The organism is Paracoccus shandongensis, from assembly GCF_017315735.1.
Taxonomy (GTDB): domain Bacteria; phylum Pseudomonadota; class Alphaproteobacteria; order Rhodobacterales; family Rhodobacteraceae; genus Paracoccus; species Paracoccus shandongensis.
In genome coordinates, this window is record NZ_JAFLRK010000004.1 from 107308 (window position 1) to 133808 (window position 26501).

23 protein-coding genes, 1 tRNA gene and 1 pseudogene are annotated in these 26501 nt (G+C 60.6%); 14 read left to right on the top strand and 11 right to left on the bottom strand.

Features of this window, described 5'->3' with window-relative positions:
• Positions 1-48 precede the first annotated feature (48 nt).
• The gene (locus JX613_RS05175) at positions 49-1236 is read left to right on the top strand and encodes a multidrug effflux MFS transporter (protein ID WP_207100397.1); all 1188 of its coding nucleotides are present in this window, start codon (positions 49-51) and stop codon (positions 1234-1236) included.
• 146 nt (positions 1237-1382) lie between these two features.
• Here JX613_RS05175 and JX613_RS05180 read toward each other — a convergent pair whose 3' ends face one another.
• Positions 1383-2753, bottom strand: a complete 1371-nt coding sequence (locus JX613_RS05180; protein WP_207100398.1) for a DEAD/DEAH box helicase — start codon at positions 2751-2753, stop codon at positions 1383-1385.
• Between the two features lie 353 nt (positions 2754-3106).
• Here JX613_RS05180 and JX613_RS20135 point away from each other — a divergent pair, with 353 nt between their 5' ends.
• Complete coding sequence (locus JX613_RS20135; RefSeq protein WP_207100399.1) at positions 3107-4066, top strand: calcium-binding protein; 960 nt, start codon at positions 3107-3109, stop codon at positions 4064-4066.
• Here JX613_RS20135 and dtd read toward each other — a convergent pair.
• Together dtd and JX613_RS05195 are read right to left on the bottom strand one after the other, a co-directional pair.
• Entirely contained in the window at positions 4063-4512 is a 450-nt protein-coding gene (gene dtd / locus JX613_RS05190; protein WP_207100400.1) for a D-aminoacyl-tRNA deacylase, read from the bottom strand. The genes JX613_RS20135 and dtd overlap by 4 nt on opposite strands.
• A complete protein-coding gene (locus JX613_RS05195) occupies positions 4512-4736 on the bottom strand; it encodes a hypothetical protein (RefSeq protein WP_207100401.1) in 225 nt (74 codons plus the stop codon). The genes dtd and JX613_RS05195 overlap by 1 nt, the downstream gene beginning before the upstream one ends.
• 108 nt (positions 4737-4844) lie before the next feature.
• On the opposite strand from JX613_RS05195, the gene JX613_RS05200 reads away from it, so the two are divergent.
• The 4 genes from JX613_RS05200 (at position 4845) to JX613_RS05215 (ending at position 7696) form a co-directional block, all read left to right on the top strand.
• Positions 4845-5096 (top strand): DUF2312 domain-containing protein, encoded by a 252-nt coding sequence (locus JX613_RS05200; protein ID WP_154762973.1) that lies wholly within the window; start codon positions 4845-4847, stop codon positions 5094-5096.
• 148 nt (positions 5097-5244) lie between these two features.
• Positions 5245-7101, top strand: a complete 1857-nt coding sequence (locus JX613_RS05205; RefSeq protein ID WP_207100402.1) for a DEAD/DEAH box helicase — start codon at positions 5245-5247, stop codon at positions 7099-7101.
• A 138-nt stretch (positions 7102-7239) separates the two neighbouring features.
• Positions 7240-7566 (top strand): HU family DNA-binding protein, encoded by a 327-nt coding sequence (locus JX613_RS05210; protein ID WP_207100403.1) that lies wholly within the window; start codon positions 7240-7242, stop codon positions 7564-7566.
• A 55-nt stretch (positions 7567-7621) separates the two neighbouring features.
• A tRNA-Val gene (locus tag JX613_RS05215) sits at positions 7622-7696 on the top strand.
• A gap of 193 nt (positions 7697-7889) precedes the next feature.
• Here JX613_RS05215 and JX613_RS05220 read toward each other — a convergent pair.
• A complete protein-coding gene (locus JX613_RS05220; protein WP_207100404.1) occupies positions 7890-8150 on the bottom strand; it encodes a pyocin activator PrtN family protein in 261 nt (86 codons plus the stop codon).
• A 79-nt stretch (positions 8151-8229) separates the two neighbouring features.
• A complete protein-coding gene (locus JX613_RS05225) occupies positions 8230-9123 on the bottom strand; it encodes a hypothetical protein (protein WP_207100405.1) in 894 nt (297 codons plus the stop codon).
• A 1477-nt stretch (positions 9124-10600) separates the two neighbouring features.
• Here JX613_RS05225 and JX613_RS05230 point away from each other — a divergent pair.
• Complete coding sequence (locus JX613_RS05230; protein WP_207100406.1) at positions 10601-10792, top strand: hypothetical protein; 192 nt, start codon at positions 10601-10603, stop codon at positions 10790-10792.
• 325 nt (positions 10793-11117) lie between these two features.
• Here JX613_RS05230 and JX613_RS20485 read toward each other — a convergent pair whose 3' ends face one another.
• The 3 genes and pseudogenes from JX613_RS20485 to JX613_RS05245 all read right to left on the bottom strand — a co-directional run bounded on the left by JX613_RS20485 (position 11118) and on the right by JX613_RS05245 (position 16939).
• Positions 11118-13985 carry a type ISP restriction/modification enzyme gene (locus JX613_RS20485; RefSeq protein WP_473754213.1) on the bottom strand — a complete coding sequence of 956 codons (2868 nt, stop codon included), beginning with the start codon at positions 13983-13985 and terminating at the stop codon, positions 11118-11120.
• Between the two features lie 7 nt (positions 13986-13992).
• Positions 13993-15927 (bottom strand): annotated as a pseudogene (locus tag JX613_RS20490) (restriction endonuclease).
• Between the two features lie 67 nt (positions 15928-15994).
• The gene (locus JX613_RS05245; protein WP_207100409.1) at positions 15995-16939 is read right to left on the bottom strand and encodes a DUF3800 domain-containing protein; all 945 of its coding nucleotides are present in this window, start codon (positions 16937-16939) and stop codon (positions 15995-15997) included.
• A 217-nt stretch (positions 16940-17156) separates the two neighbouring features.
• Between JX613_RS05245 and JX613_RS05250 the strand changes: the two genes are divergently transcribed.
• Together JX613_RS05250 and JX613_RS05255 are read left to right on the top strand one after the other, a co-directional pair.
• Complete coding sequence (locus JX613_RS05250) at positions 17157-17714, top strand: recombinase family protein (RefSeq protein ID WP_207100410.1); 558 nt, start codon at positions 17157-17159, stop codon at positions 17712-17714.
• A 321-nt stretch (positions 17715-18035) separates the two neighbouring features.
• Positions 18036-18809 carry a hypothetical protein gene (locus tag JX613_RS05255; RefSeq protein ID WP_207100411.1) on the top strand — a complete coding sequence of 258 codons (774 nt, stop codon included), beginning with the start codon at positions 18036-18038 and terminating at the stop codon, positions 18807-18809.
• On the opposite strand, the gene JX613_RS05260 is transcribed toward JX613_RS05255, so the two are convergent.
• Positions 18806-19939, bottom strand: coding sequence for a tyrosine-type recombinase/integrase (locus tag JX613_RS05260; RefSeq protein ID WP_207100412.1), 1134 nt, complete (start codon positions 19937-19939; stop codon positions 18806-18808). The two genes, JX613_RS05255 and JX613_RS05260, sit on opposite strands and share 4 nt — an antisense overlap.
• Before the next feature lie 108 nt (positions 19940-20047).
• Here JX613_RS05260 and dusA point away from each other — a divergent pair, with 108 nt between their 5' ends.
• The gene (dusA, locus tag JX613_RS05265; protein ID WP_419538811.1) at positions 20048-21046 is read left to right on the top strand and encodes a tRNA dihydrouridine(20/20a) synthase DusA; all 999 of its coding nucleotides are present in this window, start codon (positions 20048-20050) and stop codon (positions 21044-21046) included.
• 121 nt (positions 21047-21167) lie between these two features.
• Here the strand turns inward: dusA and mazG are convergent, their stop codons facing one another.
• Entirely contained in the window at positions 21168-21971 is an 804-nt protein-coding gene (gene mazG, locus JX613_RS05270; RefSeq protein WP_207100414.1) for a nucleoside triphosphate pyrophosphohydrolase, read from the bottom strand.
• A gap of 61 nt (positions 21972-22032) precedes the next feature.
• Between mazG and JX613_RS05275 the strand changes: the two genes are divergently transcribed.
• Positions 22033-23199 carry a M20 aminoacylase family protein gene (locus JX613_RS05275; protein WP_207100415.1) on the top strand — a complete coding sequence of 389 codons (1167 nt, stop codon included), beginning with the start codon at positions 22033-22035 and terminating at the stop codon, positions 23197-23199.
• Positions 23200-23202: 3 nt separating this feature from the next.
• Here JX613_RS05275 and JX613_RS05280 read toward each other — a convergent pair whose 3' ends face one another.
• Positions 23203-23655: an Lrp/AsnC family transcriptional regulator gene (locus tag JX613_RS05280; protein ID WP_207100416.1), complete on the bottom strand. Its 453-nt coding sequence runs from the start codon at positions 23653-23655 to the stop codon at positions 23203-23205.
• An 89-nt stretch (positions 23656-23744) separates the two neighbouring features.
• On the opposite strand from JX613_RS05280, the gene JX613_RS05285 reads away from it, so the two are divergent.
• The 3 genes from JX613_RS05285 to secD all read left to right on the top strand — a co-directional run bounded on the left by JX613_RS05285 (position 23745) and on the right by secD (position 26499).
• Positions 23745-24329, top strand: a complete 585-nt coding sequence (locus JX613_RS05285) for a LysE family translocator (RefSeq protein ID WP_207100417.1) — start codon at positions 23745-23747, stop codon at positions 24327-24329.
• A 135-nt stretch (positions 24330-24464) separates the two neighbouring features.
• Positions 24465-24800, top strand: a complete 336-nt coding sequence (yajC, locus tag JX613_RS05290) for a preprotein translocase subunit YajC (RefSeq protein ID WP_207100418.1) — start codon at positions 24465-24467, stop codon at positions 24798-24800.
• 34 nt (positions 24801-24834) lie between these two features.
• On the top strand, positions 24835-26499 hold the full coding sequence (gene secD, locus JX613_RS05295) for a protein translocase subunit SecD (RefSeq protein ID WP_207100419.1): 1665 nt from the start codon (positions 24835-24837) through the stop codon (positions 26497-26499).
• Positions 26500-26501: the final 2 nt, after the last annotated feature.

Here is a 26501-nt window from a genome sequence, read left to right on the forward strand (position 1 = left end):
CCGACAAGCTGGCACCAAGCAGGCACAAGCCAATCCCGGAATATCCTGATGCGCGATCCCCTGTTCCGCATGGCCCTTGTGCTGGGCGTCCTGTCCGCCGTCGGCCCCTTTGCCATCGACATGTATCTGCCCGCGCTGCCGCAGGTCGCAGCCGACCTGGGCACGACCGAGGCGGGGGCGGCGCTGACGCTGACCTCGTATTTCATCGTCTTCGGCATCGCGCAGATGATCTATGGCCCGATGGCCGATGCGGTGGGCCGCAAGACGCCGCTGGTGGTCGGCGTGGCGATCTTCACCGCCGCGACCGTGGCGGCGGCCCTTGCGCACACCCTTGGCTGGCTGATCGCCGCCCGCGCGATGCAGGGCCTTGGCGCGGCCACGCTGATGGCCGTGCCGCGCGCGGTCATCCGCGACGTGGCGACAGGCCCCCAGGCCGCGAAGGTCATGTCCACCATCATGATCGTGATCGCCGTCAGCCCGATGCTCGCGCCCCTGACCGGATCGCTGGTCCTGGCCTGGGGCGGCTGGCGAGAGATCTTCGCCGTCCTCGCGGTCGCGGCGCTGGTCAGCCTGGCCCTGATCCTGTTCGTCCTGCCCGAGACGCTGGCCCCCGAACAGCGCCGTCCCGTCAGCCTGCGGCCCATGCTGTCGGGCGCGCGCCGCCTGCTGACCGACCGGCGCTTCATGGGGCTGACGATGATCGGCGGCTTCGGCATGGCCAGCTTCTTCGTGTTCCTGTCCTCGGCCAGCTTCGTCTATACCCGGCAATACGGGCTATCGCCCACCGGCTTCTCGCTGGCCTTCGCGGTCAATGCCGTGGGCTTCTTCGCGGCGTCCCAGTTCGCGGGCCCGACGGCGCAACGGCACGGGATGGAGCGGGTGATTTCCCTGGCGATCACCGGATTTGCCGGGATCATGATCGCGCTGGCGGCGGTCGTCTGGCTGGGCCTCGATGCGCTGCCGGTGGTGATGGCCGGGCTGTTCCTGGGCAATGCCTGCCTGGGGCTGGTGATGCCCACGGCCATGGTGATGTCGCTGGACCCGCATCCCGACATCGCCGGGCTGGCATCATCCCTGGGCGGGACGTTCCAGATGCTGACCGGCGGGCTGATGATCGCGCTGACCGGCCCCTTCATGGACAACAGCGCCGCCAGCATGGTCACGGCCATCGCGCTTTGCGCCGCATTGGCCTGGTGCGCCGCCGCCGCATCGCTGCCCCGCCTGCGCCTGGCATGACAAAAGCCGCAGGGCGAACCCTGCGGCTTCTTCTTCATCTGAATATCCTCTGGGGTGAGGCGCGCCCGGAAAAAGGTCCAGTGGACCTTTTTCAGCGGCGAACGCCTGCCGCCGCGCGGCAGGCTGGGGGGCGAAGCGCCCCTGGCTTACGCCTGCCGGCTTTTCGGGGCCCGCGAGGGACGCCGGGCCGGCCGCTTGTTGGCGCCAGCGCCCATCGGCTTGCCCATGCCCGGACCACGCCCGCCCTGCGGACGGGCCGAGGGCACCGGCCCCACCGGCACCTCGCCGCCGATCACCGGGATCGGCGCCTTCATGGCCTTTTCGATGGCGCGCAATTCGCCGACCTCGCCCGGCGCGCACAGCGCCACGGCGCGGCCGTCGCGGCCCGCCCGCGCGGTGCGGCCGATCCGGTGGACATAGTTTTCCGGCACATTTGGCAGGTCATAGTTATAGACATGCGCGACCTCGGGAATATCCAGCCCCCGCGCCGCCACGTCGGTCGCCACCAGCACCTGCGTCTGCCCCTTGCGGAAGGCGTCCAGCGCGCGTTCCCGCTGGCCCTGCGACTTGTTGCCGTGGATCGCGGCAACGGCAAAGCCCCACTTTTCCAGCAGCTTCGCCAGCTTTTCCGACCCGTGCTTGGTGCGGCCAAAGACCATCGCCAGCTCGCCCGGGTGCTTGGACAGGTATTCCGCCAGCAGCGTGGCCTTGTCGCCCTGGCTCACGAAATGCACGCCCTGCTCGATCTTCTTGGCCGCCTGGCCCGGAGGGTTCACGGCGACCCGGACCGGATCGGTCAGGTAGGTGTCGGCCAGTTCCTCCATCAGCTTGGGCATGGTGGCGGAAAACAGCAGGGTCTGGCGGTCCTTGGGCAGCATCCGCGCGATCTTGCGCAGGGTGTGGATGAAGCCGATGTCCAGCATCTGGTCGGCCTCGTCCAGCACCAGATAGGTGGTGGCCTCAAGGCTGATGGCGCGGCGGTCGATCAGGTCCATCAGGCGGCCCGGCGTGGCGATCAGCACGTCCACGCCGCGCGACAGCCGTTCGGTCTGCACGTTGATGGACGCGCCGCCCACGACCCGGAACGACCGGATCGGCGTGCCTTCGGCATAGGCGTCGATGTTCGTGGCGATCTGGGTCGCCAGTTCCCGGGTCGGGGCCAGGATCAGCGCGCGGCAGGTCCGGGGATCGGGCTTCTTGCCGAAGTTGATCAGCCGCGTCAGCATCGGCAACCCGAAGGCCGCCGTCTTGCCGGTGCCGGTCTGCGCCAGGCCCAGCACGTCGCGGCCCTTGACCACGGCGGGGATCGCCTCGGTCTGGATCGGCGTGGGCTTGGTCAGCCCCATCGCGGCCACGTTGGCGTTGATGCGGTGGTCGATGCCCATGTCCGCAAAGGGGCCGGTGGGCAGCGGATCGCGGGCAGGGGCGCGGCGGCCTTCGTTCGCGTCGAAGTTGGGCAGGTTGCGGGGCCGGGGCTTCTGGCCGCGAGACGGGCGGCGGGTGGTGTTCTGTTCCATCAAACTCTCATCCTCGCATCCCCCGTATCGGACGCAAGGCAGGGGCCGCGTCCGATGCGCGGCGATCAGCAGGGATGCGGGCGCGATAGGGTGCCCGCAAGCCTCCCCGCGTGAATGGGAAACTGGAATGAAATGCCGGACCCTGGGCAAAAAACGCGGCTGCTCACGCGGCAGCGGGTGGCGACAGGAACCACATGGGGCTTCATGACTTGCAAGTCAAGCGGGATCGGCGGCGCCGAGCGTTCATTAAGGATGATTAAGATCTCGCTGGTGGAGGGATGGCGTTGCTGTCAGAATGACGCCGAATCGCCCCTAGTCCATGCAATCGTTAATATTTTTCACAGGAAAATGCCATGGCGAACTTCAAGGCCCATTACGGCGTCGATAGCCGTCTGATGGATCTGAACTTTTATTCCCGGTGGTTTTATGAAGATTTATTCCTGGAAGACTTTTATCACGAGATTTCCGGGAAGACGTTTCAAGACGTCTATATCGTTAACGGGTGGGACGGATATAACGACCTGCTCCTCGGCTTTGGCGGGTCCGGCTTCGGCTTCACCGCATGGGGCGCTGTGACCCGGGGAACCGTCACATTCATGTCCGAGGAGATCTACGATGGGCCGGAGATCTGGTCCATGCAGAACATTTCCGTCTCGGCCGCGCGCCTCTACAATGCGGCTCTGACCTACAGCAACGCCGACGACCGGGCATTGTTGGCCTCGATCATGGCGGGCAACGACACGATCACCCTCAGCGCCTATGACGACCGCTTTGAAGGCTGGGCAGGCCACGACCGGATGTCCGGGCAAGGCGGGAACGACACGCTGATCGGCGGGACCGGCAACGACACGCTGAACGGCGGCGGGGGCTATGACCGCCTGGCAGGGGGCGACGGGAATGACCGCCTGATCGGCGCCGTAGGAAACGATATCCTGAAGGGCGGAAACGGCAGCGACACGCTGGACGGCGGCACGGGGCGCGACCACTTGTATGGCGGCCCTGACGCGGCCCGGGACGTGTTCATCTTCCGCGCCGCTGCGGAAACCACCGTCGGCGCGCAACGGGACCAGATCCTGCAATTCAGGGCCGGTCATGACGACATCGACCTGTCGCTGATCGACGCCAATGCCGCCCGCGCGGGAAACCAGGCCTTCGCCTTCACGGGCACGGCGGCCGCCGCCCATTCGGTCTGGTATGTGAAACAGGCGGACGGCGTCCTGGTGCGCGGCGACATCAACGGCAACAAGACCGCCGATTTCGAGATCTGGGTGGACGATGCGACGCGCCTTGGCGCGGGCGACTTCATTCTCTAGGCGCGGTCCGCCGTGTCCAGCCAGATCGTCACCGGCCCGTCATTGACCAGCCGCACCCTCATGTCGGCGCCGAAGCTGCCGGTCTGGACCGCGATCCCCTGCGCGGCAAGGCTGGCCGCGAAGCGTTCGTAAAGCCGCCGCCCCTCCTCGGGCGCGGCGGCCGAGGAAAAGCCGGGGCGGTTGCCGGTGCGCGTGTCGGCGGCCAGGGTGAACTGGCTGACCACCAGGGCGCCCCCGCCGATGTCGAGGACGGATCGGTTCATGCGATCCTGATCATCGCGGAAGATGCGCAGTTTCGCCACGCGCAGGGCCAGCTTGTCGGCAGCCCCTTCGTCATCGCCGCCCATGGCGCAGACCAGCACCAGAAGCCCCGGCCCGGTCTGGCCGATCACGGCGCCCTCGACCTCGACCGACGCCTCGGCCACGCGTTGGACAAGCGCGCGCATCAGCCCAGCACGATCCCGGTGATGACCAGCAGCAGCCCCATCATCGACAAGGCCAGCGCGCCCATGTTGACGGCCAGCACCGGCCGCATCCGCGCGCGCAGCGCGGCGTCGTCCAGCCCGGCCCTGCGGGCGCGGGCCACCGTCACGATGCACCACACCAGCGCCGCGACCCCCGCCAGCGTCAGCGCCGCGCCGCCCCAGATCAGCCCCTCGAAAACCGTCATCGCACACCCCTATTGATGGCCATGCGCCCTAGCGGCGATTGCGCCGCGCGGCAAGACCGCCTAACAGATGCGCCCAAAGACGGGCAGGATCAAACGGAAGGACACCCCATGAAGGACGAGCAGGCCTACAGCGTCGCGGCGGATGAGCTGCGCCAGTTCATCGAGCAGTTCGAGCAGCTGGAAGCGGAAAAGAAGGACATCGCCGAACGCCAGAAAGAGGTGATGGCCGAGGCCAAGGCCCGCGGCTATGACACCAAGGTGATGAAGAAGATCGTGGCGCTGCGCAAGCGCGACCGCGACGACATCGCCGAGGAGGAGGCGATCCTGGAAATGTACAAGCAGGCGCTTGGCATGGGCTGAGGGCCTATTTCCTTTGACTTCCCGGGTCTGATCCCCTAAAAGCCGGTCCTTCGGCCCTGACATCCAGGGCGGCGGACGCGGGGAGATGTCTGTCGCAAGGATCGCGGTGCCTTCACGGGTGTCCGCACCCCCCATCCTGGCGAAGTTTATGACGAACGATATGATAGCCGCGCCCTTGGCCGCGGCGCTGGCGGCCAAGGGCTATGCCAGCCTGACCTCGGTTCAGGACGCGGTCCTGGAAAGCAAGGCGCAGGGGCGCGACATGCTGGTCTCGGCCCAGACCGGATCGGGCAAGACGGTGGCCTTCGGGCTTGCCATCGCGCCGCAACTGCTGGACGGCGACATGCTGCCCGATGCGGTGGCCCCCCTGGCGCTGGCCATCGCGCCCACGCGGGAACTGGCCTTGCAGGTCGCCGCCGAACTGGGCTGGCTTTACGCGCAGGCGGGCGGCCGGATCGCCACCTGCGTGGGCGGCATGGACTATCGCGGCGAACGCCGCGCGCTGGAACGCAATCCCCAGATCGTCGTCGGCACCCCCGGCCGCCTTCGCGACCATATCGAGCGTGGGTCGCTGGATCTTTCGGCCCTGCGCGTCGCGGTGCTGGACGAGGCCGACGAGATGCTGGACCTGGGCTTCCGCGAGGATCTGGAATTCATCCTGCAATCCGCGCCCGAGGATCGGCGCACGCTGATGTTCTCGGCCACGGTGCCGCCCGCGATCGAGCAACTGGCCCGGACCTTCCAGAAGGACGCGTTGCGCGTCGCGGCCCAGGGCGAATCGCGCCAGCACGGGGATATCGAATACCGCGCCTTCACCGTGGCCGCCCGCGACCGCGAGCCCGCGATCTTCAACCTGCTGCGCCTGCACGAGGCGCAAACCGCGATCATCTTCTGCAAGACGCGGGCCAACGTGAACCACCTTCTGGCCCGCATGGGCAACCGCGGCTTCAAGGCCGTGGCGCTGTCCGGCGAACTTTCCCAGCAGGAACGCACCCATGCGCTGCAAGCCTTGCGCGACGGGCGCGCCAAGGTCTGCGTGGCGACCGACGTGGCCGCGCGCGGCATCGACCTGCCGGGGCTGGAGCTGGTGATCCATGCCGACCTGCCCACCAATTCCGACACGATGCTGCACCGTTCCGGCCGCACCGGCCGGGCAGGGGCCAAGGGCGTGTCCGCCCTGATCGTGACGCCCGCCGACCTGCGCAAGGCGCAGATGCTGCTGAAGCGTGCGCGTGTGGATGCGGAATGGGGACCGGCGCCCTCTGCCGACGAGGTTCGGGCGCAGGACGATACCCGGATGCTGGATCATCCCGCGCTGAAGAACGGCACCGATGACGATGCGGGCATGGCGCAGATGCTGCTGGACCGATTCGGCGCCCAGCGGGTGGCCCAGGCCTTTATCGCCCTGTGGCGCGAAGGCCGCCCCGCCCCCGAGGAACTGACGGTGCTGCAGGACCGCGCCCCCGCTGCCGCCCGCGAACGCCCGCCCTTTGGCGAGGCGGTCTGGTTCCAGCTGTCCGTGGGCCACACGGGCCGGGCTGAGGCGCGCTGGCTGCTGCCCAAGATCTGCGACGGCGGCGGCATCAACCGTGACGCCATCGGCGCCATCCGCGTGCGCCAGGACGAGACCTTCGTCCAGATCGCCGTGGAGCAGGCCGGCAGGTTCGGCAAGGCGATGGAGCTTGAGCCCGGCCTGACCATGCGCCGCCTGGAGGGAGAGCCGGATCTGGACCGCGCCCCCCGCCCGGCCGAGCGTCCCGCCCCCCGCAAGCCCGAGGCAGAGTGGAAAAGGCCCGCCCCGCGCGAGGCCTCGGACGAGGCCCCGGCCAAGCCCAAGAAGCCCCGCTGGACGCCCGAGGACCGCAGCGCCAGGACCGGCAAGCCGCCGCGCGACAACGCCGCAAAGCCCGGCGGCTTCCGCGCCAAGGCCGCGCGCCCCGAGGGCGGCAAGGAACGCGGCAAGTTCGCGGCCCCCCGCAAGGGCGGCAAGCCGGGCAAGGGCTGACACCGATAGGCGCCGCGCATCCCCCAGGCTGCGCGGCGCCTTCCTGCAGGAAGGCGACTCAAAGCTAAGAATAATGTTGACCTTGGGTCAAAGTCGTCTCACGCTGAACTCCGTGTTCTAGTTAACGGAGTTTGGGTGATGATTAAGCGTCTTGGGACTGAAGACGGGTCCGGGGACCGGCCCCGCAATCCTCAGCCAGCGCAGGTTCTTCAGAAAAAGGATTTCGTGGACCGCGTGGTGGCCGCCAGCGGCGCCAAGAAGGCGGACGCCCGCCCCATCATCGAGGCCACGCTGGCCCAACTGGGCAAGGCCCTGTCCGCAGGCGAGACCCTGGCCGTGCCGCCCCTTGGCCGGGCCCGCGTCAACCTGGAACGGGACCAGCGGGGCGGCGAGATCATCACCCTGCGCCTGCGCCGGCGGCCCGGCAGCATCCGTCAGTCCGCCCGGCCCTCTGTCTCGGATTGATACCGCCGATTCGCCCTTGCGGTCGGCTTTCACGCCTGCTAGATGCTGCGCCCACGGGTGATTAGCTCAGCGGTAGAGCGCTTCGTTCACATCGAAGATGTCAGCGGTTCAAATCCGTTATCACCCACCATCTTTCCCTTTTGCCGCGTCGTCGCATGATGAAACCCTCTGCCACCGACGCCGCGACCCTGTCCGTCGCCCCCATGATGGATTTTAGCGACAGGTAGGAAAGCCTAGCGATAACAAGGCGCTATGCTTTCCTACACTTTCGAATCATACAAAATAGTCATACGCGCGGTTAGTAAGTCGCTGAATCGCTTGAGTCAGGCGTGGAACTGTTCGAACTCGCGCCGTGCTACCTCGTGTCTGGCGTCCAGATAGGAAGCCAGAACGGCCAGGTGAATCGCTTTGGCTGACTTCTGCGAAGCTTCGACGTTCACCAAGGGCAGGGCAATGTGACCGTCAGTGACCTTCCGTAAGAAATTCGTTCGGTTCAGGTGGGGAAAGAAGTCTTCCACCACACGATCCACCGGAATCAGGGGGAGACCCTGATAGCGTCCGGTCAGCATCCAAAGTGTATCCATTCAATATCCTTTCTCTAGAATGAAAAAAGGCGACGGTCCTGGAGCCATCGCCTTCGCGTGTTTTGATGTAGTGTTTGGATCAGGCCGCACGCTTGATTGTTCGATACTGGTTGCTGAATTCATCAAGCATGATCAGCCCATCAGTCTGTAATTCAAGAAGGGCTTGCTCAACTTCGTTCCGGTCGAAGCCCCGCAACTTGACCATCAACGGGATGATAGTCACGCGACCCGTCGTGCCTCTATTCTCATTCTTAATGATGTATTCGTAGAGAACATCTTTGACTGTTTTCGGGGCTTGCGCTTTGGGGGTCTTGCGTTCGAACGGAATAAGTTCAAACTCTTTATTTGCCTCATTGCTGTCCGCATCAACGTTATTGTCATCAAGGCTCAAATCTTCATCATCAATGATAGAATCATTTCCAAACTCGAAGCCTTTCATCAGCCATTGGACGCAAGACATGTCATAGGAAATGTAATCATTAATACCCTTATCCTTAGCGCGGGCCGCTTTCTCCAGTGCTTCCCATTGCTGAACTTGTTCATCTGTAGGGTTTTTATCAAAAATGAAAAACATCCATAAGCCACGCTTCTCGCGACAAAATGCGCCGAAGAACGTTGATAGCATATGTGCGCCTTTACCTTTCGCATCGACTCTGTTCGTGAAAGCGCGGCGGAAGACTGGCGGAACTGCATCGGGATTTTGGTGAATTTCTTCAAAAAGCGCATTCAGGAACGATTGGCACTCGATAGTTCCTTTGGAGGAAAATCGCTTATGAAACTTTTTGGTCATGTGTTCATGAAGGGCGTAAGCAACAGTATTTTTCTTCGCGCTGCTCCTACGGATCGTGGCCTTGTGGTTATCCACTTTGCACTGCGGGCAAAGCGTCTGTGGCGCACCGCGACCCTTCTTAGCGGGAACAGGGAACGCTCTACCGCAATGTTTGTTTTTGCATGACCGGAATTCGTGTGTCATCTGGCTTCCTTCCAATGTGATGATATTAATCTTGGGATGTCATCCTGCGGCGCTGACAGACGGGCTTTTAGTGCTTTCGGGTCAGGCTCATGACTTCCTGACCCTACAGCGGTCCCAAAATTCATCATCCGAAAGAATTGACTAATGTAGCTGGTTTGTATCGATTTTCCAAAACGCCAAAAAAGGGGCCGAAATGACCCGAAAAGATTTGATGTTTGGGAATGACTGCCATGCGCAAACGCAAGGATTGAACATGACAGCGAATCGGCTAAACCGACTACGGTTGTCTATAGCATGAAGCGGAATGAACAGCAAGCCCCATGAGGAATGAAGTCAGCAAAACCAAGCCCCCAATGAGGATTGAACTTGGCGTCGTCGCAGCGCAGTCTGACTTGTGAAAATTAAGAAGGGTATATGTGAAGATTCATTATGGACTCCATACCCAAGAATTAAGATGGGTATATGTTTCTTCACATATACCCTTTCTAATTTAGAGTAGATATTTGGCTTTCATAATTTGAAAAAATGAAATCCTTTATCAGGTGAGAGTTTGACGGCCTGCGGCCTAAGTGACTGCCTAATGTATGATGCCTATGGGATAAAGATCAAAGTCCTTCCTTCCTCACCAAGGCTCGTCGGAAGGGCATCGGCACGTTGCGCGCCCCGCTGACCCGTTCTCTTGATAGTCCTTTATCATTTTTGACTAGAACCTTCAAAGACTGAAAATCTCTATGGGGTTCGGTTATCCGCTGCCGCGTCTAACCTCACTGTCTCATGATCATTTCGCATTGTTTGAAGATCATCGGCGAAGGCGATTGATAAATATTCTTTCCTGATAATCCCGTATTCCGTTTGGTTCGGCGTTCCGCCTCACGTCACATGTGCCGTTCTGCTGTCCTGCCGCTGCCGAACGACTCTTCGGTGGCGTTCTGGCGACAAAGCCCCGCACAAGCCGTAGAAAGCCCGCTGATGGGGCTTAGCTATTCCTGGTAGGGTGAATACCCTCAACCCGCTTAAAAAGCCCCTAAAACGGCTAAATTTCAGGGATGAGTCAGCGCAGGGGCCGCAAACGCGGGCGCTCGGGCGGGGAAATCCGGGCTTAGCCCTTTGGCGGCTTGTCGCCCCAAGAGTGGCCGTCATGTAGGGCTTCAGCATGAGGGAATCTCTTACCCCTCTGGCGGCGTCTACAGCTGCCCCGTCGCGGATGAACCCATGCTGATGATCTTCGATGTTCCGCCACTGACAGGCGCCAATCCTGTAGCGTCACCCATTTTGTCCAGCCAACTTCGAAGCTGTTGGCATAGACAAGGTAGTCACCAGTCAAGACCTTGCCGGAGCTGTCACGCCCCGGACCGGGTTAAAAATTCGTAAAGCTCCCTGCCAATATAGGTCTGCCATCCTAAACATTAGACTGGTGGTGTTGCGGTAGGCTCAATTTTTTGGTGGTAAATATCGTGTAGAATTGGTTGAGGGAAAGATGAAAAAGAAAATTTCCAGATCAGAAGCCTTAGATATTCTGGCTTCTATGCCATTGGAAAGTCCTGGGCGCTCGGAACTTGTTAGTATTGTTGGCTATGATCCGAATGAAAAGTGGGCTGGACCGCTAGGTGAACATTCCTTCATCATTGCGGAGATGATGCAGAAGAAGAATATCAAGCCGAAACTTTAACTATCTGGAAGACAAAGATTGAGCGTTAGTGATAAGATCACTGCCCGCCTGGATGCGCTTGAGGCGGGACTTCGGGAGGGTAAGCATCTTGCGGGGGTTGAGGGCCGTTCCGAAATGACTGCTTTGTTAAGCAATGTAGCGAAGTTCTATTCTGCCATGGATGATGGCGAGCGCGACTTTGTAACTAGTGCTCGGATGGCTATTGAGGAGCGTCTGGCGTGGTCGTGAGGCCCCATGAGCAACATGCAAATTTGGATGCAAACACCCGTTCAGAAAAGTGCGCTGGACAAAGGGCTATCGCTTGCCTTTCGTCCAGCGCGTGTTGTTACGCCTGTTCATTCAGCGGCGGCAGCGCCGCAACGATCCGCACGGTTTCCAAGCTGACGCGGATGATCCGCTTTACCAGATCAACAATATAGCGCGGGTCTTCGGACCAGTCATTCGGATCGTTCCTGATGCCGCTTTCCTTGTGGATGGTTACAGCATAGCGTTCCATCACCCATTCCAGCGCGGATTTGCCGTTCACCACATAGTCGTAGGCTTTTAGCGGGATGCCGCGCAGGGTGACATGCGCGTTGTAGACGATCACCGTTTTATCCTTTTCGCCACCGCGCTTGCCGAAGACCATTTTGTGAACGCGCCAGTCGGCGGCTTCCATTACTAGACGGCTGCAATCCTCGGTTAGCGGGTAGGGCTCCACCGTCTCGTATCCCAGGTGCCACTGTCCCAGTTCGCGGCCCGCATTGCTGAACGCGCGGAAGTTGGCGGCGAAGGGGATGCGGGGGACCATCTTTTTCAGGTCGGCGGCGAAGCGATCCTTGTATTCGGGGGAATGCAGGATGCCGTAGACATACCAGAAGATGTCTTCCTTGGTGATGCTGTCGTCTCCGTAGCGGCGGCGATACTCACCCAGCGCCCAGTCGGAAATCGCATCGCGACGGATGTAGCCGTCTGCGTCGATCTGGGCGGCATCGGAGAACATTTCCGACTGCCGCTTGCTGCGGGAGTCCTCGGGGTTTTCAAACCAGTAGAGGGGGAAGGTCTGGCCGGAGTCGTGCATGTGGTAATTGGGCACGGCATCGCAGACGAGGGCAGAAAAGCCCTTCGACGCCCCGATACCTGTCACGGCAAACGCAAGGTTCTGATGCCGGGGTGTCGGAAACAGGCGGGGCTGTTGGTAGACCATTTCGTTCATGCGGCGGTCGAAGTAGAGCCATTGCCGTTGAAAGGGACGATAGGCCCCCTGCACAATAGCGTTGTTATCGAAGGCATAGCCTTTGTTTCGAGAGGCATCGGCTTTCAAAGCACGCGACCAACTGATCTTGCGTGCGTCGGTGTCGACGACTTTTTCCAGTAGCGGCCGTTCGTCCTTTTGCAGCCCACCGCAGACACGGGCGTAGCGGTCCCGCTCGGTCTCATAGGTTTCGATCATGCGGCCCATGTTCTCGGCCAGCGCCGCTCTGCCCGAGTTGTAAGCCCAGGCATCGCGCGAGGTCAGGACTCCTTGGGAATACATATCGAAAATCGCGCCGCCCTCGGTGCCTTCCTTGTCGCCCAAGGGAACGAAGGCATCAAAGGCTGGATCGCGTTGATTGACCCAGTCGCCTTCGGCGTTAGGGCGCAAACGCTGCCATGTCATTCGGTCGATACTGCCGAAGTCGTCGACGATGGCTAGCTTTTCTTCGCGGGTGAGGTAATCGCCAATGTCATGGTAATGCAGCTGGCAGGGGCCTTCGTGGGCCGGGTCTTTCACCATGATGGTGATGGCAACCGGGGTGCGGGAACCTGAACCGAAAACCTTGCCGCCTTCACGCCGCGACTCTTCACCCGAAGTGCGCTGATTGCCTCGCAGGTTGAAGATGTAAAGGTGGCTAAATTCCTCGGCCAGCGACAGGCGCAGCCCGTCCATATTGTTGGCCTCAAGGAAAGACCCATTGGTCACATAGGCGACGATGCCGCGATCTTCGATCCGGTCGGATGCCCAGCGGATCGCTCGGATATAACTGTCGTAGAGATTTTTTAGCAGCTTAGCATTTGATTTGGCAGCATAGGTTGACCGGATGCGCCCGTCCAGCGTGGGATAGGTCAGGTTCTTGTTATTGTCATTCTCGCTGTCTTGCTGCGCCGAATAGGGCGGGTTGCCGACGATTACCTGAATGGGCTGTGCCAGTTGCCGTTCGACCCGTTCGTTGTTTTCCGGCAAAACCACCCGGTCCACAAGATCGTCTTTCTCGGTCATCTGGAAAGTGTCGACCAGGATCATCCCGTCAAACGGGCGATAGCTGCCTGCCGCGCTGTGGTAGGCAGTCTCAATATTTACCGTGGCGATGTAATAGGCTAGCAGGACAAGTTCATTGGCATGCAGTTCATTATCGTATTTGCGGGCCAAATCTTCGGATTTGATCAACCCTGACTGGATCAGCCGGACAAGGAAGGTGCCTGTCCCGGTGAAGGGGTCAAGAATTTGCACCCCGTTGCTGGACAGTGATTGTCGGAAGTGATGACGCAGGGCGGCATCGGCGCTGCGCAGGATAAAATCCACTACGGGCACGGGAGTGTATACAATACCAAGGCGTTCCGCCATGCGGGGGAAGGCATTGTTGAAGAACGTGTCATAAAGGTTGCGGATGATGTCTTGTTTCGACTTGTCGCTTTTTGCCAGGCTGATGCGTTCGCGCACGTTGTCGTAGAAGCGTTGCATGCCCTCTGTCTCGCTGTCCACCGATCCAGCATCAAGCTTCTGGACAATGGCTTCCAGCGCCTTGCCTACGGCATTGTGGGCCGGGAAATCGGTCCCCGCAAACAGGGCCTGAAAGACAGGCATGGTCAGGATGTGCTGGGCCAGCATTTCCACGGCGTCTTCGGATGTGACGGCGGGGTTTAGCGTGTCTTGCAGGCCCTTAACGAAGCGGGCGAATTCCTCGGCCACCTCCGGGCTGCCCGCGATCATGGCGTTGATGCGAGCGATCAAGCGTTCGGCAACGGGACCAATGCTCTTGGCCCATTCACTCCAATACTCGCGGTCGCCCAGCTTCTTGGGGATAGCGGCATAAACGGCTTCGCTGATAGCGTCGATTGGCAGGGCCGGGAAATCCAAGGGCAGGGTATCGCCGCCGCCGCCTTCGCCCTCGCCGGTCTTTTCGCCGCCCGAAACAACCTTGATCTTGCGGCGGAACTCGGCTTCGTCGACCAAGCTGTCATCATGGGCGCGAAGGGCCTTGATCACCTTCCAGATGCTGCGGAACTGCGGGTCGCCTTCGATGTAGTTGTTGTAGTCGGCCACGTTCTTGGATGGCATGCAGACGGGCAGGATGATGTAGCCGTATTTTTTGCCTTCCGCCTTGCGCATGACGCGACCGACTGACTGCACGATGTCGACGATGGATTCCCGAGTGTCGAAAAACACCACGGAGTCCAGCGCGGGAACGTCGATACCTTCTGACAGGCAACGGGCATTCGACAGGATACGGCACTTGCCCGAACCGGGGTTATCTTTCAGCCAGTCCAGCGCCGAAGACCGTTGCAGGGCGTTCATCGTGCCGTCGACATGTTGCAGGTGGCAATCCACCATGTCGGGCACTTCTTCGGGCTGATAGGTCTCGGCATAAAGTTCGGCCAGTTTGCCGAACACCTCGGTCATCTGTTGCGATGCCTTGATGGACCGCGAAAAGGCCACGGCGCGGCGCATCGGTTCGGTGTCTTCGGTCAGGTCTTCCTGTTCACCGTCCTCGTCTACCAGGACAAGACCCTTTTTCGAAAGGCCCTTCCAGCTACCCACGATCTTGGTGGCGAAGTTGATGTCGATAGCCTTCTTGTCATCCAGCCGATAGGCACGGTTGTAGCGGTTCGCTATGTCGCCCATCTTGTCCTGCTCAACGGCGACAATAAGCACCTTGTATTCTGACAGAAGGTCGCGTTCGACTGCCTTCCCGAACCCTAGCCGATAGAACTCTGGCCCAAAGGTATCGGGATCGTCCATTGAGAACAGGACAGCTTCGTTCTGATCGGCCTTGGTCTTGGATGCATCGGCATAGATGCGGGGCGTGGCGGTCATGTAGAGGCGCTTAGCCCCTCGCACGACGCCGTTGCTGTGGACCTTCACGAAGTCTGATGGGTCTTCGCCCGGCAAGGTCAGGCCGGTTGTCCGGTGTGCCTCGTCGCATATTATCAAATCAAAATCGCCAAGCCCGGCGCGCTGGGCATCCGCGACAACCTGGATGGACTGGTAGGTGGAAAAGACGACGACACGCCGCCCATGGGTCAGCGCCTGTGCCGCTGATGCTAGCTTGCGGGCGTCAGTAGTGGCCGGATAAGCAAGGTCATGGGTGCGAAGGTCTTCCTCATCACGGCCCACCTTGCTGTCGGAACAGACGACGAAGGCATGAATCGGGTCATGCGCCTGCGCTGTCCATTCCCGCAGCGTCTGTGCCACCAGTGAAATAGACGGGGCCAAGAATAGGACGCGCCCCCCCCTCGGGCACGATGCTTTCGGCCAGCCGCAGGGAGGTGAAGGTCTTGCCGGTGCCGCAGGCCATGATCAGCTTACCCCGGTCAACCGTTTCCATGCCGTCCAGCACGGCGGCGATGGCTTCATCCTGATGCGGCAGAGGGGTCTTCTTGGGGCGCAGGCGGATCAGGTCAGGCCGGGTGAGGCTGAATTCTGTCCAGTCAATTGGGCTTTCGGCAAGGTCGGACAGGCTGATCCGAGAAACAGGGATGGTCTGCCCTTCGATGGCGCTTTCGGCGTTTCGGTTCCATTTGTCGGTGGTCGACACGACGATGCGGCGCGCGAACTGCTTGCTGCCATCATTGGTGGCGAACTGCTTGCCTGATGCCGACAGGAAGGAGTCGATGTCGGGTTTCTGGATCGTGTGGCTTGGGTCAAAGAATTTGCACTGAATCGCCCAGTAGTCTCCGGTCGCCTTTTCACGGGCGACGAGATCGATGCCAGTATCTGCGCCCTTCCTGTCGGGCCATTCCTCCCAAAGCCAGACGTGTTCCAAGAGGTCGGAATACTGGGGGTCTTTGACAAGGTAGTTTGCGATCAGCCGTTCGAACATCCGGCCCTTGCCGCGCTCGTCGCTGGAAAGTTCTCGAAATTGCAAAAGGATTCGATCAATATCCTCGTGGCTCATGGCCGTCCCCTCAATGACTTTTCGAGCGTTAAACCACTTCCCTCCGCCTACCGACAAGCCGAAACATCTATGCCTCGCGCGACCACATGCGCTGGGATTGAGTAAAATATTGCTGGTTTTTCTGCGCTTTGCGTGATTTTAGCCATCCCATGTCATAGCCGAAATGTTCGAAGAACTTAGTCTGGTCGGCGGTCAGCAGATGCACTGCCCGCCGGTCAGGAAAGAACGTCACCCCCTCACCATCGCGTCGTGTCTGGCGTCCGCTGGCTGTCCTACGTTCCGCCATGAGTGGGCGCAGGTGCATAGCCACCTTATCGGCGTGATGGGCCGAAGCTTGTTCGATGGACTGGAAAAAGGCGCTAACCAGCACATCGGCCAATTGCAGGCCCGCCTGGGTAGGGGCGTGGGCGAGTTCGATCAGGTTGTAGCGTAGCACCTCCGCAGAAATCTGCCGGGTGGATAGGTAAGTCGTTCCCGCCGTCGCCTGATTGATCAGTTGCTGCACGTAGGCTTTGAACTGCCCGAAGTGGTGCCCCCGACGACTCGCCATCACGATGCGCAAGACAGGCTTTTTCATCCCATGGCGCTGGGCGTGGTTCGCGACGTAGGCGGTCACTCTTTCCAACAGCAGGCGCACGACCCAGTTGTAAAGGTAGTCGCGCTGATTGCTTGTGGCGGCGGCGGCACGGGCGTTGTGGTGGTTCACCATTGTTCGCTTGCAGGAGCACACGACAAAGCCACGCGCGGCATAGGTTTTAGTCGCCAGCGTCTGCGCAGCCTTCACCCGGTTCTTCGGGTGAAGCTTCTGGTAGTGCAGAACCCCTCCGGGTTGCCCCCCTATGGAGCGTAAGATTTCATCTCTGCGACGATCCAAATCGGGTTCTGCCTCTGCCCGGATCAGATACCCGCCCAAACACAGCCATTCCGAGTTCCCATCCAACACGGAAGGCTTGAGGCGTTCAACCTTGTCGTCACCCGCCTCATCAATGAACAGTGTATAATGATGGTCCATGGTCTAACCAACTTTGCGAATAGCAGGAAGATGAGAGGTTCGCTGGCATGGGTCAACGCTTCCTTCGCGGTTTTCCCCCATGATTTGCTTATCTAGGGCGTGGCCATGTTGAACATCTCCCAGAACAGCCATTAGCGTTCAAATAGAATGGGTTTGCATTTTTTAGACAAAAGTCTAAGATAGTCTAAGAATCGTGTTATACAGATGAGGCTAGTTCTTGCTCGTAGGTTACGCTCGCACTTCTACTCTTGACCAACTAGCGGGCATTGAAGCCCAATTACGTGATCTTCACTCCGCAGGGTGCGAGAAAATTTTTCGAGAGCAAATCTCGTCAGTTGATGTGGTGAAGCGAGAGCAATTAGCCGCTGCGGTAGACTTTCTTCGAGAAGGTGACACCCTCGTCGTGACCAAACTTGACCGCCTGGCGCGATCTGTTCCCCACATGCACGAACTACTAAAACAGATTACTGCAAAGGGGGCAGCGCTCAACATCCTCGGGCTAGGGATCAATACTTCGACTCCTACTGGGATGCTCATGCTCAACATCCTGGGGGGCGTGGCAGAGTTCGAGAGGAGTATAATGCTTGAACGTCAGCGCGAAGGGATTGCCAAGGCCAGGGCCGAAGGCAAATACAAGGGTCGCGCACCAACAGCCCTTCGGAAGGTGGCCCAAGTCGTAGAACTTCGGGCTGCTGGTATAGGTGCGTCCGACATTGCTCGGCGGCTGGGTATCAGCCGGGCTAGCGTTTACAATGTTCTGAAGTCAGGAGGATAAACTAACCGCGGCAGCAGTCACGCGCAGGGCGCCGAAGAAGCATGTTCTATCTAAAGCACGAAATCCATAATTTTTTACTGAAAAATTACAACTGGAAAATTCTATTATATAATTCCTGGGAGGGGATGATTCCGATAACATAGGAAATTAAAAAAATGTTCCAAATCAGTTTTATATCAACGACTTGTCCTTTATCTAGGGTGAAAATTACACATTGTGCAAGATCAGGTCGTAGCGATAATTTCTGTTGCACGATAAGGGTGCATGTTGCACATTGCTAGCTAGTGCCACTAGTGCCACTTGCTACTTTGGTGATCTTTTATGGCAACAGACCCCGAAGTGATTTTCACGGGACTGAAGGATATCATTGTCAGTGGTAGCAATAATCCGCTCGCTTTAGCAATAACCTGCTTAATTATTATTGCTGCGCTTGCTTACTTTCAGTTCAAGGGGGATAATCCTAATTACCGAGCAGCTGTGTTTTTTTCGGTTTTTTGCATCGTTATCGGAATTTTGTTTATAGCAACATCAAGTGGTAGAGAAGCTGATAGCAGTGAATTTGTTCCAATATTGCAGCAGTCAGATATAAGAGCACAGCAGCAACCTGAAACAAGCACGAAGCGAAAGAATGCCAGTGATCTATTTCTCCCCGGAAAACTCGAACTTGGAGTAAGTGGAATCGAAGAAATTGAAAAAGTTTTTGGAAATTCTGATGTTTATCCCAGAGACTTCAATTCTTGGCTTCTTGACTTTAGTAAGCGTGTTCGTATTATATCACATAATTTGCCATTGCCGCAATCTGGTCTAACTGTTAAGCGAGAAGCCGTTTTAGATGAAAATGACAGAGTTATTATAACGAGCGTTACATATACATGTCTATCCAGCGAATCAAATTGCCTTCAAAATTGTAAAGTGGTTGATAAGGAGATGATCAGGGAATTGCAAAAATTCTCAAGAACGCCAATAGGTAACTGGCGCAATAGGAGCGCAGAAGATTTTGAAATTTTTCATAAAACCTCTGATTACAAACTTGCTGTATATTACTCAATCCGGGGGGATTCGTGCCGAATTTCGGGTGATTTGGCGCTGAATTAAGATGTTCGTTTAGTAATTTTCTTATTGTCTAGGTTTAGATTTTTAAGCTTTTCGATCCACTCCCAGTTTTCCCATTTATCACCTGATTTGTCGATATGGGAATACCGCTGCAATGATTGCCAGGACTTATGGCCCGAAACTTTCGCAGCTTGAGGAATGGTATAACCCATCTCCATTACCCGGCTGATACCTTCATGTCTCAAATCATGAAAATGCAAATCCTTGATTTCAAGGAATTTACATCCTCGTGTGAACGCTGCGGAAATAGCATCAACACCATACGGGAAGATATAAGTTCCGGTCTTCGGCATTGTTTCAATAATATCGCAGCAAGGATCAGGCAAATCGACAAACACATCATTGCCAATCTTTTCGCCCGGATGCTTCATATCCCGAATTAGAATACGCTTGTGTTTTGGATCGTAATCCGACCATTGCAGACGGGTGATTTCTTCCTGCCGCCGGGTTGAGAAAAGCGCAAATGCAATGATCTTGTGCATCGGGTTGACGTTCGGGCGAGTAATTCTCTTATCCAAGAAATACTGCATAAGACTATTGATTTCTTCAATTGATGGTCGCCTGGTTCGGGATTTTGATTTCTTCGTGTAGCCCATTTTCTTGCAAATGGTCATCGCCTCCTTCATCGCCTTTTCGTCCAAGGGCATGTTCCACGCGGGACGGGCAATGGCGAAGATGGAAGACAGGTGAGACATGTAGTTCAGCACGGTTGAGGCCGAAGTGATGCAGTCCCGGTCATGCAGGGTTTTGGCAAACTCTATGATGGTCTTAGATGTGATCAAGTCGCAGCGAACGTCCGCAATCTCGGGGCCGTATTCCTTCTGGATCGTCCGAAGAACCTGCGTCTTGGTCTTTCCAATGGGGTTCATCGACTCGTTGATATAAAGGTCTATGGCATCGCCTAGGGTCTTGGTCTTGATCTTCTGCTTGGTGATCGGGCGTCCAGCTTCAATGTCTGCCTGTATCTCTTTCTCACGCTTTGCCGCCCATGCCTCGGCAACCCTGCGGCTGTCGAAGGTCTTAGAGTCGTGGAAGTTGTGGGCGCGTTTGATGATCTGGGCAACGTAGGATACAGTCCCGTCCTTGCGCTTGCGTTCGGCTATCGTTGCCATGCGTATGACTCCGGCTCGTGGGTATGATTCCGCTGTCATACTTGTAGCAGTCATACGCAAAAACACGCAAGATCATACATAAAATGGGCCATCTGTCGGGCAGTCAAAATGGAAGAAAACAGAATAAATACAATGGTTTGTGACTATACCAAGCTTAGTATTGCCCCCATGATGGACTGGACAGACCGGCATTGCCGCGTCTTCCACCGGCTGATGTCGCGCCGCGCGCTGCTTTACACGGAAATGGTCACGGCCCCTGCGATCATCCATGGCGACCGGCCGCGTCTGCTGGATTACGACGCTTCCGAACATCCCGTGGCGCTGCAACTGGGCGGATCGGACCCGGCGGAGCTTGCGCAGGCCACGCGGATCGCGGGCGATTGGGGCTATGACGAGATCAACCTGAATGTCGGCTGCCCCAGCGACCGGGTGCAATCGGGCTGCTTCGGCGCGGTGCTGATGAAGACGCCCGATCTGGTCGCCGATTGCGTGGCCCGCATGATGGAGGCCAGCCGGGTCGAGGTGACGGTCAAATGCCGCATCGGCGTGGACGACCAGGTGCCCGAGGACGTGCTGCCCGCCTTTCTGGACACCATGCGCGCGGCGGGCGTCCGGCGCATCGCGATCCACGCGCGCAAGGCCTGGCTGCAAGGGCTGAGTCCAAAGGAAAACCGCGACATTCCCCCGTTGGATTATCCCTTGGTCCACCGGATGAAGCAGCAGTTTCCCGACCTGCACCTGTCGGTCAACGGCGGCATCCCCGGCCTTGATGCCGCGCGCGATCACCTGCGCGTCATGGACGGCGTGATGGTGGGCCGCGCCGCCTATCACCAGCCCTGGGACATCCTGGGCCGGGCCGACCAGCTGTGGGGCGAGACGCCGCCCTTCGACCATCCCGAACAGGTCGCCCAGGCCATGCGCCCCCATATCGCCGCGCACCTGGCGGCGGGCGGGCGGCTGCACCAGATCACGCGGCACATGCTGGGCCTGTTCCACGGAATGCCCGGCGCGCGCGGCTGGAAACGCACCCTGTCGGAAGGCGCCTCCAAAGGCGGGATCGAGGTCTATGACGCCGCTCTGCGGCAGGTGACGCACCTCGCCGCCTGACGGCTTCTTCTTCATCCAAATATCTTGGGGGGTGAGGAGCGCCCGGAAAAAGGTCCGGTGGACCTTTTTCAGCGACGAACGGGCGAAGCCCGGACTGACGCAGGGCCGGGGGCAAAGCCCCCTATTCAGCAGCCTTCGCCTGATCCCACAGCCGGTCCATCTCGGCCAGGTCGCTGTCCTCGGGGCGGCGGCCCTGTTCGGCCAAGGCCGCCTCGATGGCCCCGAACCGCCGGGTGAACTTGGCATTCGCCCGGCGCAGCGCCTGCTCGGGGTCGATCTTCAAGTGCCGCGCCAGGTTCGCCATCACGAACATCAGGTCGCCGAACTCCTCCTCCAGCGCCTCGGGCCCCAGGGTGTCGCGCGCCTCGACCAGTTCGGCCGTTTCCTCGACGATCTTGTCCAGCACATCCGCCGGGCCGGGCCAGTCAAAGCCCACGCGCGCCGCGCGGTTCTGCAGCTTCACCGCCCGCGTCAGCGCGGGCAGGCCCAGGGCCACGCCGTCAAGGGTGCCGCGTTCCGCCTTGTCCGCGCGTTCGACGGCCTTGATCGCTTCCCAGTCCTTGACCTGCTGTTCGGCGGACTTGTCGCGGCTTTCGTTCCCGAAGATATGCGGATGGCGGAAGACCAGCTTGTCGGACACCGCCGCCGCGCAATCGGCGAAATCGAACATCCCCGCCTCGCGCGCCATCTGCGCGTGAAAGACCACCTGCAACAGCAGATCCCCCAACTCGCCTGGCAGTTCCCCCCAGGCCTGCCGGTCGATGGCGTCCGCGACCTCGTGCGCTTCCTCGATCGTGTAGGGCGCGATGGATGCGAAGTCCTGCTCGATATCCCAGGGGCAGCCCGTCTTCGGGTCGCGCAACTGCGCCATGATGTCGATCAGGCGGGCGATTTCCGCCCCGGCGTCGCGGTTGGCTTCGGTCATTGCGATTTCCCCTCGCTTCTGTCCTGATGGGCCATTGCCACAGCCAAGGTCGTTAGTCCACATGCCCGTCCTGAACCGTATCGCCGAATTTTCCGACGACATGACCGCCTGGCGCCGCCACCTGCACCGGCATCCCGAACTGGGCTTCGACTGCTTCGGCACCGCCGCCTTCGTGGCCGAACGCCTGCGCGCCTTCGGCGTGGACGAGATCCACGACGGCATCGGCAAGTCCGGCCTTGTCGCCATCATCGAGGGGCAGGGGCCCGGCCCCACCATCGGCTTGCGCGCCGACATGGACGCCCTGCCGATGGAGGAGGCCACAGACCTGGACTATGCCTCCACCGTGCCGGGGCGGATGCACGCCTGCGGGCATGACGGGCACACGACCATGCTGCTGGGCGCGGCGCGATACCTGGCGGAAACGCGCAACTTCGCGGGTCGCGTCGCGCTGATCTTCCAGCCGGCCGAGGAGAACGGCGGCGGGGGACAGGCGATGGTGCAGGACGGCATGATGGACCGTTTCGCCATCACCCGCGTCTTTGCCATGCACAACAGCCCCGGCCTGCCGGTGGGCATGATGAACACCACGCCCGGCCCGATCATGGCGGCGGTGGACACGTTCGAGATCCACGTCCAGGGCCGGGGCGGTCATGGCGCGATGCCGCACCTGACCGCCGATCCCATCGTGGCGGCGGTGGCGGTGGTGAACGCGATCCAGACGATTTCCAGCCGCAACCATTACGCGCTGGACGACCTCGCGATCTCGGTCACGCAGATCCACGCGGGCAGCGCCGACAACATCGTGCCCGACACCGCCTATGTCTGCGGCACGGTGCGCACCTTCGCCCCCCATGTCCGCGACATGGTGCGCCGCCGCATGACGCAGATCTGCGAAGGCCAGGCGGCGGCCTATGACGTGACGATCCGGCTGGATTACGTCCCCGGCTATCCCGCCACCGTCAACGACCCCGACCAGACCGCCTTTGCGGTGCAGGTGGCGCAGGAAATCGTCGGTCCCGACAACATCTCGGGCGAGGCGGGGCGAGAGATGGGGGCCGAGGATTTCAGCTATATGCTGAACGAACGGCCCGGCTGTTACCTGTTCATCGGCCAGGGCGACACGGCCAGCGTCCACCACCCGGCCTATGACTTCAACGACGCCATATCCCCCATCGGGGCCAGCTTCCTCGCCCGCCTTGTCGAACGCGCGCAGCCCGTGGCGCGCTGAGGGTCAGGCGCGTTCGTCCTTGGGGCTGTCCATCACCACATGGGTGGTGATCGTGGCGATCCAGGGAAAGGCGCCCAGGACATCGGCGTGGAACTGCTTGTAGGCGGCCAGATCCGCGACCTCGACCCGCAGCAGGTATTCCATCGTCCCGGTGATGTTATGGCATTCGCGGACGGCGGGGGCGGCCAGGCAGGTCCGCTCGAACGCCTTTTGCGCGTCGTTGGCGTGCCGCGACAGGCCCACCGCGACATAGGCGACAAAGCCGATGTTGCGCGCCCTGGGGCTGATCACCGCGCGATAGCCCACGATGATCCCGCGCCGTTCCAGATCCTGCACCCGCCGCAGGCAGGCCGAGGGCGACAGCCCCACCCGCGCCGCCAGTTCGGTATTGGCCAGCCGCCCGTTGCGGGACAGTTCCTGCAATATGCGGTCGTTGATCCGGTCATCCACGCTCATGGATTGCAGCATTGATGCCTTTTCAGCCATCTTTGCAAGATTATGGCGCGACACATGCGGCATTGTTGCGGCCTGCTTCGAGGACATTCATGACAGCCGAGATCCTGCTTGCCCTGACGGGCTTTTCCCTTGTCACCTCGGCCACGCCGGGGCCGAACAACATGATGCTGATGGCCTCGGGCGCGAATTTCGGGCTGCGGCGGACGGTGCCGCACATCATGGGCGTGTCGCTGGGCTTCGGGGCCATGGTGGCCATCCTGGGAATGGGGCTGGACCGCATCGTCATGGGCAACGCGGCCCTTGCGGGGGCGCTGAAATGGGCCAGCCTGGCCTATGTGCTGTGGCTGGCCTGGAAGATCGCCACCGCCGCGCCGCCGTCGCAGGCGGATGCACCGGGCCGTCCGCTGGGCTTTCTGGGGGCGGCGGCGTTCCAGTGGGTCAACCCGAAGGCCTGGGCGATGGCGCTTGGCGCGCTGTCGGCCTATGCCGCCGGGGTGGGCGGTCCGCTGGTGGTCGCGGTGATCTTTGCGGCGGTGAACCTGCCGTTGGTCGCGGCCTGGGCCGCCGCCGGGCAGGGATTGCAGGGGCTGCTGGCCCACCCGGCCCGGTTGCGCGCCTTCAACGCCGCGATGGCCGCGCTGCTGGTGCTGTCGATGCTGCCGGTCGTGTTCTAGGATCGCGCTCACGATCCTGTTTGCCGCCCTGGCCCGTCCCGGGTCCGGCCTTTCTTGCCAAGCAGGGGCGGCGGGGATAGGTTGCGCGCCAATCCGGGCGGGGTCACACCGCCGCGACAGCCGAAAGGACAACCCATGTTCGTCACACCCGCCTATGCCCAGGCCGCCGCAGGCGGCGCAGGCGCCAGCGCCGCATTCGCGCAGTTCATCCCGCTGATCCTGATCTTCGCGATCATGTATTTCCTGATGATCCGCCCCCAGCAGAAGCGCGTGAAGCAGCACAAGGAAATGGTCGCGGCGCTGAAGAAGGGCGACCAGGTCGTCACGCAGGGCGGCATCATCGGCAAGGTGTCATCGGTCCGCGACGAGGAGCTGGAGGTCGAGATCGCCACCGGCGTCCGCGTCCGCGTGGTGCGCGGCACCGTGTCGCAAGTCCTGTCCCGGACCGAGCCCGTCGCGGCGAACGGCTGACGCTTTCACTTCATTCTCAAGGGCTTCGGCAAAGATGCTACAGATCGACCGTTGGAAACGCATCCTGATCATCGGGCTGTGCATCCTGGGCATCGGCTTTGCCGTGCCCAACCTGTTCTATACCCGGGTCGAATCCCACAACGACGCCGTGGCCGAGATGGAGCGCACGGGGGTCGAGACCCCGGAACTGGCTGCGGCCCGTGACGGGTGGCCGTCCTGGCTGCCGTCCTCGGTCGTGGCGCTTGGCCTTGACCTGCGCGGCGGCGCGCATCTGCTGGGCGAGGTCCGCGTGGCCGAGGTCTACAAGGCGCGCATGGACGCGCTGTGGCCCGAACTGCGCCGGGCGCTGGCCGACGAACGCGCGACCCTTGGCGCGGTCCGCCGCCTGCCCTCGCCCGAGGGCACGCTGAAGATCGAGATCGAGAAGCCCGAAGGCTTGACCGGCGCCACCGAAATCGTGCGCGGCTTTTCCAACCCCGTCACCACCCTGACCGGCGCGGGCCAGCAAAGCCTGGCGATCCAGGCGCAGGGCAACACCCTGACCATCCAGTTGTCGGACGCCGAAAAGGCCGCGACCGACGACCGCACCGTCCAGCAGAGCGTGGAAATCATCCGCCGCCGCGTCGATGAGGTGGGCACCCGCGAACCCACCATCGTCCGCCAGGGGGCCGACCGCATCCTGATCCAGGTGCCCGGCATCGGATCGGCCGAGGAGTTGAAGGCGCTGATCGGCACCACCGCCAAGCTGACCTTCAATTCCGTCGTGGCGACCGGCACCAACCCCGATGCGCGCCCCGGCGTGGGGCAGGTGATCCTGCCCGCCGCCGATCAGGAGGGCCTGTATTACACGCTGGAGGAAAGCCCCGTCGTCACCGGCGAGGAACTGACCGACGCCGTGCCCTCGACCGACCAGAACGGGATGCCCTCGGTCGATTTCCGCTTCAACCCGACCGGCGCGCGCAAGTTCGGCGCCTATACCAGCGCCAATATCGGCCAGCCCTTCGCGATCGTGCTGGACAACAAGGTGATCTCGGCCCCGGTGATCCGGCAGGCCATCACCGCCGGTTCGGGCCAGATCTCGGGGTCGATGGACTTCGACGGCGCGAACCAGCTTGCGATCCTGCTGCGCGCCGGTGCGCTGCCCGCGCAGCTGGATTTCCTTGAAGAACGCACCATCGGCCCGGAACTGGGCCAGGACAGCATCGACGCGGGCCGCCTGTCGTCGGTCATCGCGACGGCGGCGGTCGTGGCCTACATGATCGCAAGCTATGGCCTGTTCGGGGCCTTTGCCTCGATCTCGGTCATTGCCAACGTGATCCTGATCCTGTCGATCATGTCGATCATGGGGGCCACGCTGACCCTGCCTGGCATCGCCGGGATCGTGCTGACGGTCGGCACGGCGGTCGATGCCAACGTCATCATCTATGAACGCATCCGCGAGGAATTGCGCGCGGGCAAGCGCGTGGCGAAAGCCATCAGCGACGGCTTTGACGAGGCGATGAGCGCGATCATCGACGCCAACGTCACATCCTTCATCGCGGCGGCGGTGATGTTCTTCCTGGGCTCGGGTCCGGTCAAGGGCTTTGCCGTGACGCTGACCATCGGGCTTGTCACCTCGGTCTTCACGGCCATCTTCCTGACGCGGCTGATGATCGTGTGGTGGCTGGAATGGCGCAAGCCCAAAGAACTGATCCTGTAAGG

What these genes read in the sequence shown, in the direction of transcription:
- dusA (WP_419538811.1), top strand. Translation starts at nt 20,048, where the DNA reads ATGGAAGAAAACAGAATAAATACAATGGTTTGTGACTATACCAAGCTT.
- JX613_RS05180 (WP_207100398.1), bottom strand. Translation starts at nt 2,753, where the DNA reads ATGGAACAGAACACCACCCGCCGCCCGTCTCGCGGCCAGAAGCCCCGG.
- JX613_RS05220 (WP_207100404.1), bottom strand. Translation starts at nt 8,150, where the DNA reads ATGGATACACTTTGGATGCTGACCGGACGCTATCAGGGTCTCCCCCTG.
- JX613_RS05280 (WP_207100416.1), bottom strand. Translation starts at nt 23,655, where the DNA reads ATGAGCGTGGATGACCGGATCAACGACCGCATATTGCAGGAACTGTCC.
- JX613_RS05175 (WP_207100397.1), top strand. Translation starts at nt 49, where the DNA reads ATGCGCGATCCCCTGTTCCGCATGGCCCTTGTGCTGGGCGTCCTGTCC.
- JX613_RS05230 (WP_207100406.1), top strand. Translation starts at nt 10,601, where the DNA reads ATGAAAAAGAAAATTTCCAGATCAGAAGCCTTAGATATTCTGGCTTCT.
- JX613_RS05200 (WP_154762973.1), top strand. Translation starts at nt 4,845, where the DNA reads ATGAAGGACGAGCAGGCCTACAGCGTCGCGGCGGATGAGCTGCGCCAG.
- yajC (WP_207100418.1), top strand. Translation starts at nt 24,465, where the DNA reads ATGTTCGTCACACCCGCCTATGCCCAGGCCGCCGCAGGCGGCGCAGGC.
- JX613_RS05275 (WP_207100415.1), top strand. Translation starts at nt 22,033, where the DNA reads ATGCCCGTCCTGAACCGTATCGCCGAATTTTCCGACGACATGACCGCC.
- JX613_RS05225 (WP_207100405.1), bottom strand. Translation starts at nt 9,123, where the DNA reads ATGACACACGAATTCCGGTCATGCAAAAACAAACATTGCGGTAGAGCG.
- JX613_RS05205 (WP_207100402.1), top strand. Translation starts at nt 5,245, where the DNA reads ATGACGAACGATATGATAGCCGCGCCCTTGGCCGCGGCGCTGGCGGCC.
- secD (WP_207100419.1), top strand. Translation starts at nt 24,835, where the DNA reads ATGCTACAGATCGACCGTTGGAAACGCATCCTGATCATCGGGCTGTGC.
- dtd (WP_207100400.1), bottom strand. Translation starts at nt 4,512, where the DNA reads ATGCGCGCGCTTGTCCAACGCGTGGCCGAGGCGTCGGTCGAGGTCGAG.
- JX613_RS05245 (WP_207100409.1), bottom strand. Translation starts at nt 16,939, where the DNA reads ATGGACCATCATTATACACTGTTCATTGATGAGGCGGGTGACGACAAG.
- mazG (WP_207100414.1), bottom strand. Translation starts at nt 21,971, where the DNA reads ATGACCGAAGCCAACCGCGACGCCGGGGCGGAAATCGCCCGCCTGATC.
- JX613_RS05210 (WP_207100403.1), top strand. Translation starts at nt 7,240, where the DNA reads ATGATTAAGCGTCTTGGGACTGAAGACGGGTCCGGGGACCGGCCCCGC.
- JX613_RS05255 (WP_207100411.1), top strand. Translation starts at nt 18,036, where the DNA reads ATGGCAACAGACCCCGAAGTGATTTTCACGGGACTGAAGGATATCATT.
- JX613_RS05260 (WP_207100412.1), bottom strand. Translation starts at nt 19,939, where the DNA reads ATGGCAACGATAGCCGAACGCAAGCGCAAGGACGGGACTGTATCCTAC.
- JX613_RS20135 (WP_207100399.1), top strand. Translation starts at nt 3,107, where the DNA reads ATGGCGAACTTCAAGGCCCATTACGGCGTCGATAGCCGTCTGATGGAT.
- JX613_RS05285 (WP_207100417.1), top strand. Translation starts at nt 23,745, where the DNA reads ATGACAGCCGAGATCCTGCTTGCCCTGACGGGCTTTTCCCTTGTCACC.
- JX613_RS05195 (WP_207100401.1), bottom strand. Translation starts at nt 4,736, where the DNA reads ATGACGGTTTTCGAGGGGCTGATCTGGGGCGGCGCGGCGCTGACGCTG.